Annotated in this window: 15 protein-coding genes; 11 read left to right on the top strand and 4 right to left on the bottom strand. The window is 70.9% G+C overall.

Annotation, left to right across the window (positions count from 1 at the left end; translation table 11 throughout):
* The first annotated feature begins 35 nt into the window (after window positions 1-35).
* On the top strand, window positions 36-1,679 hold the full coding sequence (locus RB628_RS17210) for an ABC-F family ATP-binding cassette domain-containing protein (protein WP_318321323.1): 1,644 nt from the start codon (window positions 36-38) through the stop codon (window positions 1,677-1,679).
* A gap of 263 nt (window positions 1,680-1,942) precedes the next feature.
* On the opposite strand, the gene RB628_RS17215 is transcribed toward RB628_RS17210, so the two are convergent.
* Window positions 1,943-4,351: a Tex family protein gene (locus tag RB628_RS17215; protein ID WP_318321324.1), complete on the bottom strand. Its 2,409-nt coding sequence runs from the start codon at window positions 4,349-4,351 to the stop codon at window positions 1,943-1,945.
* 196 nt (window positions 4,352-4,547) lie between these two features.
* Here RB628_RS17215 and RB628_RS17220 point away from each other — a divergent pair, with 196 nt between their 5' ends.
* Window positions 4,548-5,510, top strand: coding sequence for a GlxA family transcriptional regulator (locus RB628_RS17220; protein WP_318321325.1), 963 nt, complete (start codon window positions 4,548-4,550; stop codon window positions 5,508-5,510).
* Between the two features lie 10 nt (window positions 5,511-5,520).
* Window positions 5,521-6,156 (top strand): DJ-1/PfpI family protein, encoded by a 636-nt coding sequence (locus RB628_RS17225; protein WP_318321326.1) that lies wholly within the window; start codon window positions 5,521-5,523, stop codon window positions 6,154-6,156.
* Here the strand turns inward: RB628_RS17225 and RB628_RS17230 are convergent.
* Entirely contained in the window at window positions 6,143-6,907 is a 765-nt protein-coding gene (locus RB628_RS17230; protein ID WP_318321327.1) for an enoyl-CoA hydratase/isomerase family protein, read from the bottom strand. The two genes, RB628_RS17225 and RB628_RS17230, sit on opposite strands and share 14 nt — an antisense overlap.
* Before the next feature lie 243 nt (window positions 6,908-7,150).
* Between RB628_RS17230 and RB628_RS17235 the strand changes: the two genes are divergently transcribed.
* A complete protein-coding gene (locus tag RB628_RS17235) occupies window positions 7,151-7,660 on the top strand; it encodes an ATP-binding protein (RefSeq protein WP_318321340.1) in 510 nt (169 codons plus the stop codon).
* A gap of 3 nt (window positions 7,661-7,663) precedes the next feature.
* Here the strand turns inward: RB628_RS17235 and idi are convergent, their stop codons facing one another.
* On the bottom strand, window positions 7,664-8,260 hold the full coding sequence (idi, locus tag RB628_RS17240; protein WP_318321328.1) for an isopentenyl-diphosphate Delta-isomerase: 597 nt from the start codon (window positions 8,258-8,260) through the stop codon (window positions 7,664-7,666).
* A gap of 233 nt (window positions 8,261-8,493) precedes the next feature.
* The gene (locus RB628_RS17245; RefSeq protein ID WP_318321329.1) at window positions 8,494-9,429 is read right to left on the bottom strand and encodes a cation diffusion facilitator family transporter; all 936 of its coding nucleotides are present in this window, start codon (window positions 9,427-9,429) and stop codon (window positions 8,494-8,496) included.
* A 410-nt stretch (window positions 9,430-9,839) separates the two neighbouring features.
* Between RB628_RS17245 and RB628_RS17250 the strand changes: the two genes are divergently transcribed.
* From RB628_RS17250 to RB628_RS17280, 7 genes are all read left to right on the top strand, one after another.
* A complete protein-coding gene (locus tag RB628_RS17250; protein ID WP_318321330.1) occupies window positions 9,840-11,675 on the top strand; it encodes a DUF5941 domain-containing protein in 1,836 nt (611 codons plus the stop codon).
* Window positions 11,672-12,424: a phosphocholine cytidylyltransferase family protein gene (locus RB628_RS17255; RefSeq protein ID WP_318321331.1), complete on the top strand. Its 753-nt coding sequence runs from the start codon at window positions 11,672-11,674 to the stop codon at window positions 12,422-12,424. Before RB628_RS17250 ends, RB628_RS17255 begins: the two co-directional genes overlap by 4 nt.
* On the top strand, window positions 12,412-13,473 hold the full coding sequence (locus tag RB628_RS17260; RefSeq protein ID WP_318321332.1) for an iron-containing alcohol dehydrogenase family protein: 1,062 nt from the start codon (window positions 12,412-12,414) through the stop codon (window positions 13,471-13,473). The genes RB628_RS17255 and RB628_RS17260 overlap by 13 nt, the downstream gene beginning before the upstream one ends.
* Window positions 13,451-14,233 carry a CDP-alcohol phosphatidyltransferase family protein gene (locus RB628_RS17265; protein WP_318321333.1) on the top strand — a complete coding sequence of 261 codons (783 nt, stop codon included), beginning with the start codon at window positions 13,451-13,453 and terminating at the stop codon, window positions 14,231-14,233. Before RB628_RS17260 ends, RB628_RS17265 begins: the two co-directional genes overlap by 23 nt.
* 8 nt (window positions 14,234-14,241) lie before the next feature.
* The gene (locus RB628_RS17270; RefSeq protein ID WP_318321341.1) at window positions 14,242-15,114 is read left to right on the top strand and encodes a glycosyltransferase family 2 protein; all 873 of its coding nucleotides are present in this window, start codon (window positions 14,242-14,244) and stop codon (window positions 15,112-15,114) included.
* A gap of 101 nt (window positions 15,115-15,215) precedes the next feature.
* Entirely contained in the window at window positions 15,216-16,145 is a 930-nt protein-coding gene (locus tag RB628_RS17275; protein ID WP_318321334.1) for an ABC transporter permease, read from the top strand.
* A partial coding sequence (locus tag RB628_RS17280; RefSeq protein ID WP_318321335.1) for an ABC transporter ATP-binding protein occupies window positions 16,138-16,867 on the top strand: 730 nt, incomplete at its 3' end. The genes RB628_RS17275 and RB628_RS17280, both read left to right, overlap by 8 nt.

Genomic DNA, 16,867 nt, shown 5'->3' on the forward strand with positions numbered 1-16,867 from the left:
GGGGCCCGCCGGCGCCAGCTAGGATCGGCCTCCTGATGACTGCCACTCTCGTCGCCAAGAACCTCGCCGCCGGCCACGGCGACCGCTCCCTCTTCTCCGGGCTCGACCTCGTCGTCGCGCCCGGAGACGTGATCGGGCTCGTCGGTGCCAACGGCGCGGGCAAGTCCACGCTGCTCAGGATGCTGGCCGGGCTGCTGCCGCCCGAGCAGGGCGAACTGCGCCTCTCCCCGCCGAGCGCGAGCGTCGGCCATCTCCCGCAGGAGCCGGAGCGCCGGGAGGGCGAGACCGTCCGTGAGTTCCTCGCGCGCCGCACCGGCGTGGCCGAGGCCCAGCGGGTGATGGACGAGGCGACACAGGGCCTGGTGGACGGATCCCCGGGCGCGGACGACGCGTACGCCGTCAGCCTGGAACGCTGGCTCGACCTCGGCGGCGCCGACCTGGACGAACGGGCGGAGGAGGTCGCCGGCTCCCTGGCCCTGACCGTGGACCTGGACCAGCCGATGACGTCCCTGTCGGGCGGCCAGGCCGCGAGGGCGGGCCTGGCCTCCCTGCTCCTCTCGCGCTACGACGTCTTCCTCCTCGACGAGCCCACCAACGACCTGGACCTCGACGGCCTGGAACGCCTGGAGCGCTTCGTCAAGGGCCTGCGCGCGGGCACGCTCGTCGTCAGCCACGACCGGGAGTTCCTCACCCGCACGGTCACCAAGGTCCTCGAACTCGACCTCGCCCAGCAGCAGATCAAGCTGTACGGCGGCGGCTACGAGGCCTACCTGGAGGAGCGGGACGTAGCCCGCAGGCACGCCCGCGACGACTTCGACGAGTACGCCGACAAACGGTCCGCGCTCCAGGACCGGGCACAGATGCAGCGCGGCTGGATGGACAAGGGCGTCAAGAACGCCCGGCGCAAGGCGAACAACGACAACGACAAGATCGGCCGCAAGTTCCGCAGCGAGGCCAGCGAGAAGCAGGCCGCGAAGGCCCGCCAGACCCAGCGCATGATCGAACGCCTGGACGTGGTCGAGGAGCCGCGCAAGGAGTGGGAGCTGCGCATGGAGATCGCGGCGGCCCCGCGCTCCGGCTCGGTGGTCGCGACCCTGCGGGACGCGGAGGTACGCCGCGCGGGCTTCACCCTCGGCCCGGTGACCGCACAGATCGACTGGGCGGACCGTATCGCGGTGACGGGCGCGAACGGCGCCGGCAAGTCGACGTTCCTGGGCGCGCTGCTGGGCAGGGTCCCGCTGGACGCGGGCCACGCCACGCTCGGTTCGGGTGTGGTGGTCGGAGAGGTGGACCAGGCCCGCAAGCTCTTCTACGGCCCAGAGGCACTGCTGGACGCGTTCTGCGAGGCCGTCCCGGACACGGAACGGGCGGAAGTCCGCACGCTCCTGGCGAAGTTCGGCCTGAAGGCGGAGCACGTCCTGCGCCCGGCGGAGACCCTGTCCCCGGGCGAACGCACCAGGTCAGCCCTGGCACTCCTCCAGGGCAGGGGCGTCAACCTCCTGGTCCTGGACGAACCGACCAACCACCTCGACCTCCCGGCCATCGAGCAACTGGAGAAGGCCCTCGACTCCTACGAGGGCACCCTGCTCCTGGTGACCCACGACCGCAGAATGCTGGACGCGGTACGGGTTACGCGCCGCTTCGAGGTGGCGGACGGCAAGATGACGGAACTCGCGTAGGGGCTGCGCCGGCTCAGTGGTGAGTGCGGCCCGGTGGGGGCTGGTCGCGCCCACGCGGCGGAGCCGCATGCGGACACAGCCCCGCGCCCCTGAGGGGTCGCGCCTGCGCTCACCCAGCTGCGGGCATGCGTGCCGCCGGGGGCGGCACGGGTGGGCGCGGCGGCACCCCGTGAGCGCCGGGCTGCGCGACCCACCCGCCGGTCAGCACCAACCCCGGGTGCCCTCATGACAAGGGCACCCGGCAACACCTCCGCACCGCAGGCTCACCGCCGCTTGGGATCCACCAACCCGGCCTTCCGCAAGGCATCAGCCATCGCACTGTTCCCCTGCGCGGGCGCCTGCTGCCGAGAGCCCCCGCCGGACCGCCCACCCCCCTGGCCTTGCGCCTGCCCCTGTCGCTGCCCCTGCTGCCGGGGCTGAGGCGGCCGTCCCCCACGCTGAGGCCGCCCACCGCCCCCCTGCTGCCCCTCGCCGGAGGCCACCGCCTCGTCGTCCAGCCGCAGCGTCAGCGAGATCCGCTTCCGCGGAATGTCGACGTCGAGCACCTTCACCTTGACGATGTCGCCGGACTTCACGACATCGTGCGGGTCCTTGACGAACGTCTTCGACATCGCGGACACATGCACCAGCCCGTCCTGGTGGACACCGACATCCACGAACGCCCCGAACGCCGCCACGTTCGTCACCACACCCTCCAGCACCATCCCGGAGGACAGGTCGCCGATCTTCTCGACCCCGTCCTTGAACGTGGCCGTCTTGAAGGCGGGCCGCGGGTCGCGCCCCGGCTTCTCCAGCTCGCGCAGAATGTCCGTCACCGTCGGCAGACCGAACTTCTCGTCGACGAAGTCATCGGGCCGCAGCGACCGCAGCACCGCCGTGTTCCCGACCAGCGACGCCACCTCGCTCCCCGCCGACTTCACCATCCGCCGCACCACCGGATAGGCCTCCGGGTGCACACTGGACGCGTCCAGCGGATCGTCCCCGCCCCGGATCCGCAGGAAGCCCGCACACTGCTCGTACGCCTTCGGCCCGAGCCGCGCGACGCTCTTCAGCTGGGACCGTGACGTGAACGGCCCGTTCGCGTCCCGGTGCGCCACGATGTTCTCCGCGAGCCCGGAGGAGATGCCGGAAACCCGCGAGAGCAGCGGCGTGGACGCCGTGTTGACGTCGACACCGACACCGTTCACACAGTCCTCGACCACCGCGTCCAGCGACCGGGACAACTTCATTTCGGACAGATCGTGCTGGTACTGCCCGACCCCGATCGACTTCGGGTCGATCTTCACCAGCTCGGCCAGCGGGTCCTGCAGCCGCCGTGCGATCGACACCGCCCCGCGCAGCGACACATCCATGTCCGGCAGCTCCTGCGAGGCGAACGCCGACGCCGAGTACACGGACGCGCCCGCCTCGGACACCATCACCTTGGTGAGGTTCAACTCCGGGTGTCTGGTGATGAGTTCACCGGCGAGCTTGTCCGTCTCGCGGGACGCCGTACCGTTGCCGATCGCGATCAGGTCGACCGAGTGCTCCTTGGCGAGCCGGGCCAGCCTGGCCAGCGCCTCGTCCCACTTGTTCGCGGGTACGTGCGGATAGATCACGTCCGTGGCGACGGCCTTGCCTGTCGAGTCCACCACTGCCACCTTCACGCCCGTACGGAATCCGGGGTCCAGCCCCAGCGTCGCGCGTGTGCCGGCCGGGGCGGCGAGCAGCAGGTCGCGCAGGTTCGCGGCGAACACGTTGACCGCCTCGTCCTCCGCGACCGTACGCAGCCGAAGGCGCACGTCGATGCCGAGGTGCACCAGGATCCGGGTCCGCCAGGCCCAGCGCACGGTGTCCTTGAGCCACTTGTCGCCGGGACGGCCGCGCTCGGCGATCCCGAAACGATGGGCGATGATCCCCTCGTACGAGGAAGGGCCCTCCGTCGGCTCCTCCGGCTCCAGGACCAGGTCGAGGACATCCTCCTTCTCGCCGCGCAGCATCGCGAGGATACGGTGCGAGGGCAGGGCGGTGAAGGGCTCGGCGAAGTCGAAGTAGTCGGAGAACTTCGCGCCCGCCTCCTCCTTGCCCTCCTTCACCTTCGCGGCCAGCCGCCCGCGCACCCACATGCGCTCGCGCACCTCGCCGATCAGATCGGCGTCCTCCGAGAACCGCTCGGTGAGGATCGCCCGGGCACCGTCCAGCGCGGCCTGCGGATCGGAGACGCCCTTGCCGGCGTCGACGAAGGCCGCAGCAGCGGCGAGCGGGTCGACGGACGGGTCCCCGAGCAGCCCCTCGGCCAGCGGCTCCAGGCCCGCCTCGCGCGCGATCTGCGCCTTCGTCCGCCGCTTCGGCCTGAACGGCAGGTAGATGTCCTCCAGGCGCGCCTTCGTCTCGGCGCCGCGGATCTGCGCCTCGACCTCGGGCGTCAGCTTGTCCTGCTCGCGCACCGACTCGAGGATCGCGGCCCGCCGCTCCTCCAGCTCCCGCAGATAGCGCAGCCGCTCCTCCAACGTGCGCAGCTGCGCATCGTCGAGCATCTCGGTCGCTTCCTTGCGGTAGCGGGCGATGAAGGGCACCGTCGAACCACCGTCGAGCAACTCGACGGCGGCCCTCACCTGCCGCTCCCGTACGCCGAGTTCCTCGGCGATCCTGCCTTCGATGGACCCTACTTCGATGGACCCGGGTGTCGTCACGATCCCGTACCGCCTTCTCCACTGAGGTTGCGCGGCAATTGTGGCAGGTGGCACCGACATTCGGGGATCAGGGCGCCACACGGCACCCCAGGGACCGCCGAGACCGGTCCTCGGGCCCACCGCACGCCGGCTGTGGCAGGAAAGGTGGGAAACTCGTCATTGCCGCCATCGCCCCCGCCCGCCAAGAATCGGGGGCATGGCGCAGCGAACCGTCCTCGTCGTCCTCTTCGAGGGCGTCCAGAGCCTCGATGTCACCGGCCCCGTCGAGGTGCTCGCACAGGCCTCCACCGGGCACCCGGGCAGCTACCGCATCCGTACGGCCTCGGCGACCGGTGAGCCGGTACGCACCTCCAGCGGCCTCACCCTCGTACCGGACGGGGCTCTCGCCGACGCACCCGCACCGCACACCCTGCTGGTCCCGGGCGGCCCGGGCACCCGCCCCGCCGACCCGCGCCTGGTCGACTGGCTGCGCGAGCACGGGCCGCGCCCGGAACGGCTGGTGTCCGTCTGCACGGGAGCGATCCTGCTCGCCGCCGCCGGTCTCCTGGACGGTCTGCGCGCGACCACCCACTGGGCGTACTGCGACAGGCTCGCCCGCGACCACCCGGCCGTCGAGGTCGACCCAGAGCCCATCTACGTACGCGACGGCCGGGTGGCGACGTCGGCCGGTGTCACCGCCGGGATTGATCTCGCCCTCGCGCTCGTGGAGGAGGACCTCGGCCGCGACACCGCGCTCGCCGTCGCCCGCCATCTGGTCGTCTTCCTGCGCCGGCCGGGAAACCAGGCCCAGTTCAGCGCCCAGCTCGCCGTCCAGACCGCTCGGCGTGAGCCGCTGCGCGAGGTCCAGCACTGGATCTCCGAACACCCGGACGACGACCTGAGCGTCGAGTCCCTCGCCGCCCGCGCCCGGCTCTCACCCCGCCACTTCGCCCGCGCCTTCCGCACCGAGACCGGCATGACCCCCGGCCGGTACGTCGACCGGGTCCGCCTCGAACACGCCCGCCGCCTCCTGGAGGACACCTCCGACGGCATCGAGGGAATCTCGCGCGCCAGCGGCTACGGCACCCCGGAGGCCATGCGCCGCGCCTTCGTCAGAAGCCTCGGCACGGCCCCGGCCGAGTACCGCCCCCGTTTCCACCCCGCACCCACCACCCTCTGAGAGGCACACCATGCAGATCGCCCTGGTGCTCTTCGACCGCTTCACCGCCCTCGACGCCGTCGGCCCGTACGAGATCCTCAGCCGGCTCCCGGACGCGGAGACCGTCTTCGTCGCCGAGGAGACCGGGCCCGTCCGCAACGACAGCGGCACCCTCGCTCTCACCGCCGACCGCGCCCTGACCGACGTACCGAACCCCGACATCGTGGTCGTTCCCGGCGGCCCGGGCCAGGCCGCGCAGATGACGAACGAGGCCCTGTTCGGCTGGCTGCGCACCGCCGACACCACCAGTACCTGGACGACCTCCGTGTGCACGGGCTCCCTGCTCCTGGCCGGCGCCGGACTGCTCGCCGGCCGCCGCGCGGCCTCGCACTGGCTGGCCCTGGAACAACTCCCGCGGTACGGCGCCGAACCGACGGGGGAGCGGGTCGTGACGGACGGCAAGTACGTCACGGCCGCCGGCGTCTCCTCCGGCATCGACATGGCCCTCACGCTGTCCGGCCGGATCGCGGGCGACGAGCACGCACAGGGCGTACAGCTGTGGACGGAGTACGACCCGCAGCCGCCCTACGACGCCGGCGCCCCGCACAGGGCGCCCGCGCACGTGGTCGAACTGCTCCGCTCCCGCAGCCGGTTCACGGTGCGGTAGGCGACACCGGCCCGGTCCAGGAGAAGTCCGGGCGACGGCGCTCCAGGAAGGCGGCGACCCCCTCCGCGGCCTCGCCGCTGTCACGGGCCTGCTCGGCCCAGTACGCGTCCCGGTCCATGCGTCCGTTCGCGAACTCCTTCGCCGCCGCCTGGGTGAGCCGCGAGCGCGAGGTGAGGACGCGGGTGAACTCGGCGACCCGCTTGTCGAGTTCACCCGCGGGCAGCACCTCGTCGAGGAACCCGGTGCGCAGCGCCCGCTCCGTGTCGATCAACTCGCCCGAGAACAGCAGGTACTTGGCCGTCGCCGGACCCACCAGGGCCGCCAACCGCCGGGTGGACGACGCCGGATACACCAGCCCCAGCTTCGCCGGAGTCACCCCGAACAGCGCCCCCTCCTCGGCGAACCGGAGATCGCAGGCCGCCGCGAGCTGTGCCCCGCCGCCCACACAGTGCCCGCGAACCGCCGCGAGCACCGGTTTCGGAAAGGCCGCGAGCGCGTCCTCCGCCAGGACGGCCAGCCGCTGCGCTTCCCCGGGCGAGCCCTGGAGCGTCGAGATGTCGGCCCCCGCGCAGAAGGTTCCGCCGGCGCCGGTGAGCACCAGGACACGGACGTCCGGATCCGCGGCCAGGGTGGCGAGCAGCGGCGGCAGCGCCCGCCACATGCCGGCCGTCATGGCGTTGCGCTTGGCCGGGTGGCGGATGACGACGGTGGCGATCCCGTCGGCGGCACTGTGGATCAGCTGCGGCTCCATGCGCCGGATCGTATCCGCCGGTGGCGGACGTCCGACGAGGGCGGCACCGAAACCCGTACAACCCGAATAGTTCACGAAGTCGGCACGACGTGACCACGTTCAGTCACATATGGGCGTGTGGTCCATGCGATCCGTCAGAAGTGTTCGATACCTGCTGACTTCTGTTCAGTTCTCCGGTGGGGACGCATCGTTGCCAACACTCGTCGTGTGGTGACAATCGAGTGCGAGGGCGGCGACCGGACGATGGAGAACCATGGGCGAGAGTCCGACTCACGCCCAGCGGACGACGCGGTGCCCGTGGAGCACAGACCCCCGGATCCGCTTCCCTACGAAGGGGTCTGGAGGTTCACCGCGCCCGCTGTGGACGCCTCCGTCCCGCAGGCGCGGCACGCTGTCCGGGACCTGCTGTACCGGCAGGGCGTGCCCGCCTCGCCGGACCTGGTGCACGGGCTGCTGCTGATCGTCTCGGAGCTGGCGACGAACGCCGTCCGGCACGCGGCGCTCCTGTCGCCGACGCTCGCCGTGGAGGTCGCCGTCGGCGCCGAGTGGGTGCGGGTGTCGGTGGAGGACAACCACCCCTACCGCCCGACGGCCCTGGAGGCCGACCACGGCCGGACCGGAGGCCGCGGTCTGCTCCTCGTCCGCGAGGTCGCCAGGGAGGCGGGCGGGGTGTGCGACATCGAGCACACGGCGAGCGGCGGCAAGGTCGTGTGGGCGGCCCTGCCGCTCAAACCCGCCCAAGTACTGCCGTAGCCGTCACCAGCCGGCGGACGGGCCCGTCAGCTCCCGGACCGCCGGACGTGCCGCGTCCAGCACGGTCATGAACCAGGCCGAGAACGGGTCCTTCGCATGCCGCTCCGCCAACTCGGCCGGAGTCACATAGGCCGTGTCCCCGACCTCCTCGGAGTCCGGCGCGAGCGGTGACTGCACCATCCCGACGAACAAGTGGTTGTACTCCTGCTCCACCAGACCCGACTCCGGGTCGGGGTGGTTGTAGCGGACCGTGCCCGCCTCGGCGAGCAGCGACGGGGAGATTCCCAGCTCCTCGTACGTCCGCCGGGCCGCCGCGGCGAAGGGGGCCTCACCGGGGTAGGGGTGGCCGCAGCACGTGTTGGACCAGACGCCGGGGGAGTGGTACTTGCCCAGCGCGCGCTGCTGGAGCAGCAGCCGGCCCTGCTCGTCGAAGAGGAACACGGAGAAGGCCCGGTGCAGCAGGCCCGGTGGCTGGTGGGCGGAGAGCTTCTCGGCGGTACCGATCGTGGTGCCGTTCTCGTCGACCAGCTCAAGCAAGATCGCTTCTGCGGTGCCGTTCGACGAACTGTTGTGCGTCGCGGTGGCAGGTGTGATCGGCATACCCATCCTTCGCCTCGGTCTTCGAGCCCCAAGTCTGCCGTACGAATCCGGCACTCCCGGCACTTCGCGGCGCCCCCCCCGCATGTCCGGCGGGAAAGCGGCCGGACGGTGACCGGACAGTCCATCGTGCCTTCTTCCCCCGCCCGGGAACCGCCCGCGAGGGGGGCTTGAAGAAGGAGACGCGGGCGCGCGCCGGACGGCTGCGTTCCACCGGCGACGAGCACACGGCCGGTTCAGTGACAGATGGACTCGTGCTCCGCGTGCCCGCCCGGCTCCAGCTGGAAGGTGCAGTGCTCCACGTCGAAGTGGTCGCCCAGGCAGCCCTGGAGCTCGTGCAGCATCTTCTCGTGCCCGATCCCGCTCAGCACCTCCGAACTGACGACCACGTGCGCCGACAGCACCGGCATCCCGGAGGTGATCGTCCAGGCGTGCAGATCGTGTACGTCCTCCACCCCGGGCAGGGCCAGTATGTGGGCCCGCACGTCCGCCATGTCGACACCCCGGGGCGCCGCCTCCAGGAGCACGTTCAGGGTCTCGCGCAGCAGCTTCCAGGTGCGCGGGACGATCATCAGGCCGATGACGACCGAAGCGACGGGGTCGGCTCGCTGCCAGCCCGTCGCCATGATGACCACCGCCGAGATCAGCACGGCCAGCGAGCCCAGCGCGTCCGCGGCGACCTCCAAAAAGGCCCCCCGCACGTTCAGGCTCTCCTTCTGCCCGCGCATCAGCATCGACAGCGAGATCATGTTCGCCACCAGGCCGATCAGACCGAAGACGACCGTCACCCCGCCCTCGGTCTCCGCGGGCGTGATGAAGCGCTGGATGGCCTCGTACAGGACGTATCCGCCGACGCCGAGCAGCAGCAGGCAGTTGGCGAGCGCGGCCAGGATCTCGGCGCGGGCGTATCCGAAGGTGCGGTTGCCGGCCGACGGGCGGTTCGCGAAGTGGATCGCGAGCAGCGCCATGCCGAGGCCCAGCGCGTCCGTCGCCATGTGCGCCGCGTCCGCGATGAGCGCGAGCGAGTCGGCGGCGATCCCGCCGACGACCTCGACCACCATGACGGTGAGCGTGATCGCCAGCGCGAAACGCAGCCGCCCGCGGTACGCCGCTGCCGCCGTACCCGTGGTCGGCGCGCCGTGCGCGTGCCCGTGATCATGCCCAGCCCCCATGGAAGCCGCCTCCTGTGTCGCCCGAATCCCGCCCCGCGATCACAGTGAACTACGGGTGGGGGGTATGTGGCAACGCGGCATTGAACACCGTTGTCATGTGCCCTGACCTGCGAAAACGAATCGCAGGTCAAGAGGAGCGGGGATCGCTCGGGGAGACGCGGCGGAGGGGGTCGCGGTAATTGTCGGCCGGCGCCGTGGTTTGTGCGCGGCTCGCCGGGTCGCTGATGATGATCGGGCCGAGGGGGCTGCCGGTCCGCTCTGTGAACAGGGCCTTGAGCAGCCGGTGAACACTGCCGCGGCCTCATCCGATAGCCTCTGCCGACATGCTGCCCGGCCACCGTGGGTCAGGGTCCCCCACCATCATGTACATGACCGGCGCACACGCGTCGGTGTCCAGGGAGTGAGTTCGGTTGCCGACCGCCATCCTCACGGGTCAGCCGGTTCCCGGATCGTCGATCGAGGACGATCTGCGGTCCCTCGGCTTCGACGTGCGGAGCGCGACCGGCGTCGCCGCCACCGAGACCCTCCTCGCCGAGTCGCCCTGCGACGAACGGGTCGCCGTCGTCGACGCCCGTTTCGTCGGCCACCTCCACTCGCTGCGCCTCGGCCTCACCGACCCGCGCTTCCCGCTCGCCGCCGTACCGGGCGCCCTGACGGCACAGCCCGGAGCAGGCCGCACGGCCCTGACCCGCGTACTGGCCCGGGAGATCTCCGCGAGCGGCGACGCCCCGCAGACCCCCGGCACGGCCCGCTCCTCCGTCGCCGTGGACAGCCTCGCCGACCGCATCGCCCTCGCCCTTGCCGCGGACGGCACCGACGTCCACCGCCCCGAGCTGGGCAGCCTGACCGCCGCCGTCCCCGCAGACCCCCAGGCCCTGGCCGAGGCACGGCAGGCCGTCGCCGCCGTCGACGACGAATCCGTACGCCTGAAGTCGGCCGTGAAGTCCCGGGACGGCTTCTTCACCACCTTCTGCGTCAGCCCGTACTCCCGCCATCTCGCCCGCTGGTGCGCCCGCCGCGGTCTCACCCCGAACCAGGTCACCACCGCCTCGCTGCTCACCGCGCTGATCGCGGCCGGCTGCGCTGCCACCGGCACCCGCGGCGGCTTCGTCACGGCGGGCGTGCTCCTGCTGGTCTCCTTCGTCCTGGACTGCACGGACGGCCAGCTCGCCCGCTACTCCCTCCAGTACTCGACGCTCGGCGCCTGGCTGGACGCCACCTTCGACCGCGCCAAGGAGTACGCCTACTACGCGGGCCTCGCCCTCGGGGCGGCGCGCGGCGGGGACGACGTATGGGCGCTCGCCCTCGGCGCGATGGTCCTGCAGACCTGCCGGCACGTCGTCGACTTCTCCTTCAACGAGGCCAACCACGACGCCACCGCCAACACCAGCCCCACGGCCGCCCTCTCCGACCGCCTCGACAGCGTCGGCTGGACGGTCTGGGTGCGGCGGATGATCGTCCTGCCGATCGGCGAGCGCTGGGCCCTGATCGCCGTCCTCACAGCGCTCACGACCCCCCGGACCACCTTCACCGTGCTGCTCATCGGCTGCGGTTTCGCGGCCACGTACACCACGGCGGGGCGCGTACTGCGCTCTTTCACCCGCAGGGCCCACCGCACCGAACGGGCGACGCGAGCACTGGCGGACCTCGCGGACAGCGGGCCGCTCGCGGAGCTGATCGGGCGCATTCCCATGCGTACACCGGTCAGCTCGCGCTTCGTCGCAGCGCTGGAAGGCGCGGTGCTGGTGGTCGGCGCGGTGTGGCTGTGCTCCTACGGCAGCCCGGTGCCCGTCGTCTTCGCCGTGCTGTACGTGCTCAGCTCGGGCGGCGCGGTCGCTGCGCCCCTCTCCGGCCGCCTCGACTGGCTCGTCCCCCCGCTCTTCCGGGCCGCCGAATACGGCACAGTCCTCATCCTCGCGGGCAAAGTGGAGGTAAACGGAGCACTTCCCGCGGCTTTCTGCCTCGTGGCCGCCGTCGCCTACCATCACTACGACACGGTGTACCGCATCCGTGGCAACGCCGGAGCGCCGCCGCGCTGGCTGGTACGGGCGAGCGGAGGGCACGAGGGCCGGACGCTGGTGGTCGTCGTACTGGCCGCGCTGCTCAGTGCCTCGCAGTTCGTGGTCGCGCTCACGGTCCTCGCCGTGGCCGTGGCCCTGCTGGTGCTCGTCGAGAGCATCCGCTACTGGGTGACCGCCCACCAGGGCGGCGCGCCCGCCGTACACGACGAAGGAGAACCCGCATGATCGGCCTAGTGCTGGCGGCCGGCGCCGGACGGCGTCTGCGCCCCTACACCGACAGCCTGCCCAAGGCTCTCGTGCCGGTCGGCCCCGCGGGTGACCAGGACGGCCCCACCGTCCTCGACCTCACCCTCGCCAACTTCGCCGAGATCGGCCTCACCGAGGCCGCGATCATCGTCGGCTACCGCAAGGAAACCGTGTACGAGCGGCAGGCGGCCCTGGAGAAGAAGTACGGGCTGAAGCTCACCCTCATCGACAACGACCGCGCCGAGGAGTGGAATAACGCCTACTCCCTCTGGTGCGGCCGGGACGCCCTCGCCGACGGAGTGATCCTCGCCAACGGCGACACCGTGCACCCCGTCTCCGTCGAGCGCACACTGCTCGCCGCGCGCGGTGACGGGAAGCGGATCATCCTGGCTCTCGACACGGTGAAGCAGCTCGCCGACGAGGAGATGAAGGTGGTCGTGGACCCGGAGAAGGGTGTGCGGAAGATCACCAAGCTGATGGACCCGGCGGAGGCCACCGGCGAGTACATCGGCGTCACCCTCATCGAGGGCGCCGCCGCGGCCGAACTGGCCGACGCCCTGAAGACCGTGTGGGAGACCGACCCCCAGCAGTTCTACGAGCACGGTTACCAGGAGCTCGTCGACCGCGGTTTCCGGATCGACGTGGCGCCCATAGGCGAGGTCCCGTGGGTGGAGATAGACAACCACGACGATCTCGCCCGGGGACGGGAGATCGCGTGCCGGTACTGACGAGACTGATCCCCTCGCCGGTCGTCGTCGACATCCGCCGGGGGGCCCTGGACCATCTGGCGGACGTGCTGTTCGACCAGCGGATCTCACACTCCGGAAAGATCGCCGTCGCGATCAGCGCCGGCTCCGGCGCCAGGCTGCGCGCGCGGCTCGCCCCGGCACTGCCCGGCGCGAGCTGGTACGAGGTCGCCGGCGGCACCATCGACGACGCGATCAGGCTGGGCGACGCGATCAAGTCCGGCCACTACGACGCCGTGGTCGGCCTCGGCGGCGGCCGGATCATCGACTGCGCCAAGTTCGCCGCCGCCCGCGTCGGTCTGCCCCTGGTCGCCGTCGCCACCAACCTCGCGCACGACGGTCTGTGCTCCCCGGTCGCCACCCTCGACAACGACGCGGGGCGCGGCTCGTACGGCGTGCCGAACCCGATCGCCGTCGTCATCGACCTCGACGTGATCCGTGAGGCGCCGGCGCGGTTCGTGCGCTCCGGGATCGGCGACGCCATGTCGAACATCTCCGCGGTCGCCGACTGGGAACTGGCCAGTGAGGTCAACGGCGAGAAGATCGACGGGCTCGCCGCCGCCATGGCCCGCCAGGCCGGCGAGGCCGTGCTGCGCCACCCCGGCGGGGTCGGCGACAACGCGTTCCTCCAGGTACTGGCCGAGGCACTGGTCCTCACCGGTATCGCCATGTCGGTGTCGGGCGACTCCCGCCCGTCCTCCGGCGCCTGTCACGAGATCAACCACGCCTTCGACCTGCTGTACCCCAGACGGGCCGCCAGCCACGGGGAACAGTGCGGCCTCGGCGCCGCCTTCGCCATGTACCTGCGGGGTGCGGTTGAGGAGGCGGCGTACATGGCCGAGGTACTGCGCCGGCACGGACTGCCGGTGCTGCCGCAGGAAATCGGCTTCACCACGGACGAGTTCGTACGGGTCGTCGAGTACGCCCCGCAGACCCGACCCGGTCGCTACACGATCCTGGAACACCTCGACCTCACGAACGACCAGATCAAGGACACGTACGCGGACTATGTCAAGGCCATCGGTAGCTGAACTACGCCCCGTCGTCCACCCCGAAGGGGTGAAGGACCGGCGCAGCGGCGAGCACTGGGCGGGACGCCTCTACATGCGCGAGGTGTCCCTGCGGGTCGACCGCTACCTGGTGGACACCAGGATCACGCCCAACCAGCTCACGTACCTGATGGTCGTCGCGGGCGGTCTGGCGGGCGCGTCTCTCCTGGTGCCGGGCCTCACCGGGGCGGTCCTGGCCGCCGTACTGATGCAGCTGTACCTGCTCCTCGACTGCGTCGACGGGGAACTCGCCCGCTGGCGGAACCAGACCTCGATCACCGGCGTGTACCTCGACCGCATCGGCCACTACCTCTGCGAGGCCGCCCTGCTGATCGGCTTCGGGCTGCGCGGCGCCGACCTGTGGGACGGCTCCGGGCGCCCCGAGTGGCTCTGGGCGTTCCTCGGCACCCTGGCCGCCCTCGGCGCGATCCTGATCAAGGCGGAGACCGACCTGGTGGACGTCGCGCGGTCCCGCAGCGGCCTGGCCGCCGCCAAGGAGGAGCTGTCGGTGCCGCGCTCCGAGGGGCTCGCCCTGGCCCGTAAGGCCGCCGCCGCCCTCAAGTTCCACCGGCTGATCGGCGGCATCGAGGCGAGCCTGTTCATCCTCTTCGTGGCGATCCTCGACCTGTTCGGCGGCGACCTGTTCTGGACCCGCCTCGGCATCGTGGTGCTGGCCGGCATCGCGATCCTGCAGACCGTGCTGCACCTCGTGTCGATCCTCGCGTCGAGCAGGCTGCGGTGAGCAGCGGGATGAGGGTCGGCGCGGTCGTCATCACCATGGGCAACCGCCCCGGCGAACTGCGCGCCCTCGTCGACTCGATCGCCAAGCAGGAGGGCGACCCGGTCCAGGTCGTGGTGGTCGGCAACGGCTCGCCCGTCCCGGACCTCCCCGAGGGCGTACGGAGCATCGAGCTGCCCGAGAACCTCGGCATCCCCGGTGGACGCAACGTCGGCATCGAGGCGTTCGGCCCGGCCGGCGGCGACGTCGACATCCTGATGTTCCTGGACGACGACGGCCTCCTCGGCCGCCAGGGCACCGCCGAACTGTGCCGCCGGGCCTTCACCGCCGACCCGGAACTGGGCATCATCAGCTTCCGCATCGCCGACCCCGACTCCGGGCTCACGCAGCGCCGCCACGTGCCCCGCCCGGGCACCACGGACCCGATGCGCAGCTCCCGAGTCACCAGTTTTCTGGGCGGCGCCAACGCCGTCCGTACGAAGGTCTTCGCCGAAGTGGGCATGCTTCCCGAGGAGTTCTTCTACGCCCATGAGGAGACCGACCTGGCCTGGCGGGCCCTCGACGCGGGCTGGATGATCGACTACCGGGCCGACATGCTGCTCCACCACCCGGCGACCGCTCCCTCGCGGCACGCGGTCTACCACCGCATGGTCGCCCGCAACCGCGTCTGGCTGGCCCGCCGCAACCTCCCGGCCCCCCTCGTACCCGTCTACCTGGGCGACTGGCTGCTTCTCACACTCCTCCGCCGACCATCCCGCCCGGCGCTCAGAGCCTGGTGGGGCGGGTTCAAGGAGGGCCTGACCACCCCGTGCGGTCCCCGCCGGCCCATCCGGTGGCGTACGGTGTGGCGGCTGACCCGACTGGGCCGACCCCCAGTGATCTGACAAGCTCTCCCTGAGAGCCCTCGCGGGCCGACCGATCCCGTTCGCCGGCCCGCGCCCTGCCCCCGTTCAGCTGCGCATATTGAAGACGAAAGTTTCCATTTGTGAGTGAGACAACGCATGACGGCGGTGTCGCGGTGAGCGACCGACCGTCACCCGACGACGGCCTCTCCGCGGCCGGACTCGCCGCGAAGTACGGGCTCGCCGTGAGCGGCGCCCGCCCCCGACTCGTCGAGTACGTCCGCCAGCTCTGGGGACGGCGTCACTTCATCCTCGCCTTCTCGCAGGCGAAACTGACCGCTCAGTACAGCCAGGCCAAACTCGGCCAGCTGTGGCAGGTGGCCACACCGCTGCTGAACGCGGCCGTGTACTTCTTCATCTTCGGCGTGATCCTCGAAGCCGACCGTGGCATGCCCCGCGAGGTGTACGTCCCGTTCCTCGTCACGGGCGTCTTCGTGTTCACCTTCACGCAGAGCTCGGTGATGGCGGGCGTACGCGCGATCTCCGGCAACCTCGGCCTGGTGCGCGCCCTGCACTTCCCGCGCGCCGCCCTGCCGGTCTCCTTCGCGCTCCAGCAGCTCCAGCAGCTGCTGTTCTCGATGATCGTGCTGTTCTTGGTGGCGATCGGCTTCGGCAGTTACCCCACGGCCTCCTGGGTGCTGATCGTCCCGGCGCTGATACTCCAGTTCTTCTTCAACACCGGCCTCGCGCTGATCATGGCCCGGTGGGGCGCGTCGACCCCGGACCTCGCCCAGCTGATGCCGTTCGTGCTGCGTACCTGGATGTACGCGTCCGGCGTGATGTTCTCCATCCCGGTGATGCTGGCCGACAAGCCGCAGTGGCTCGCCGACGTTCTCCAGTGGAACCCGGCCGCCATCTACATGGACCTGATGCGCTTCGCGCTCGTCGACGGCTACGGCTCGGAGAACCTGCCGCCGCACGTCTGGGCGGTCGCGGGCGGCTGGTCCGTGCTCGTCGCCGTCGGCGGCTTCGTGTACTTCTGGAAGGCGGAGGAGAGGTACGGCCGTGGCTGACCCGATTCCCGGGGACAGGATCCCCACTGTCATCGCGGACGAACTCCACATCGTCTACCGCGTCAACGGCGCCAAGACCGGCAGGGGCAGCGCCACCGCCGCCCTCAGCCGCATCGTCAGGCGCGGCGAATCGCCCGGCGTCCGCAAGGTCCACGCCGTACGGGGCGTCTCCTTCGTCGCCTACCGCGGTGAGGCCGTCGGCCTGATCGGCTCCAACGGCTCCGGCAAGTCGACCCTGCTGCGCGCCATCGCCGGCCTGCTCCCCGCCGAGAGCGGTCATGTGTACACGGACGGGCAGCCCTCTCTCCTCGGCGTCAACGCCGCCCTGATGAACGACCTCACGGGCGAACGGAACGTCGTATTGGGCGGCCTCGCGATGGGTATGTCCCGCGAGGAGATCAGGGAGCGCTACCAGCAGATCGTCGAGTTCTCCGGCATCAACGAGAAGGGCGACTTCATCACCCTGCCGATGCGCACCTACTCCTCCGGCATGGCGGCGCGGCTGCGCTTCTCCATCGCGGCCGCCAAGGACCACGACGTACTGATGATCGACGAGGCCCTGGCGACCGGCGACCGGTCCTTCCAGAAGCGCTCCGAGGACCGCATCCGCGAGCTGCGCAAGCACGCCGGCACGGTGTTCCTCGTCAGTCACAACAACAAGTCCATCCGCGACACCTGCGACCGCGTCCTGTGGCTGGAACGCGGCGAACTCCGCATGGACG

Origin of the sequence: Streptomyces sp. ADMS (assembly GCF_033441795.1) — a bacterium.
Classification (GTDB): Bacteria; Actinomycetota; Actinomycetes; order Streptomycetales; family Streptomycetaceae; genus Streptomyces.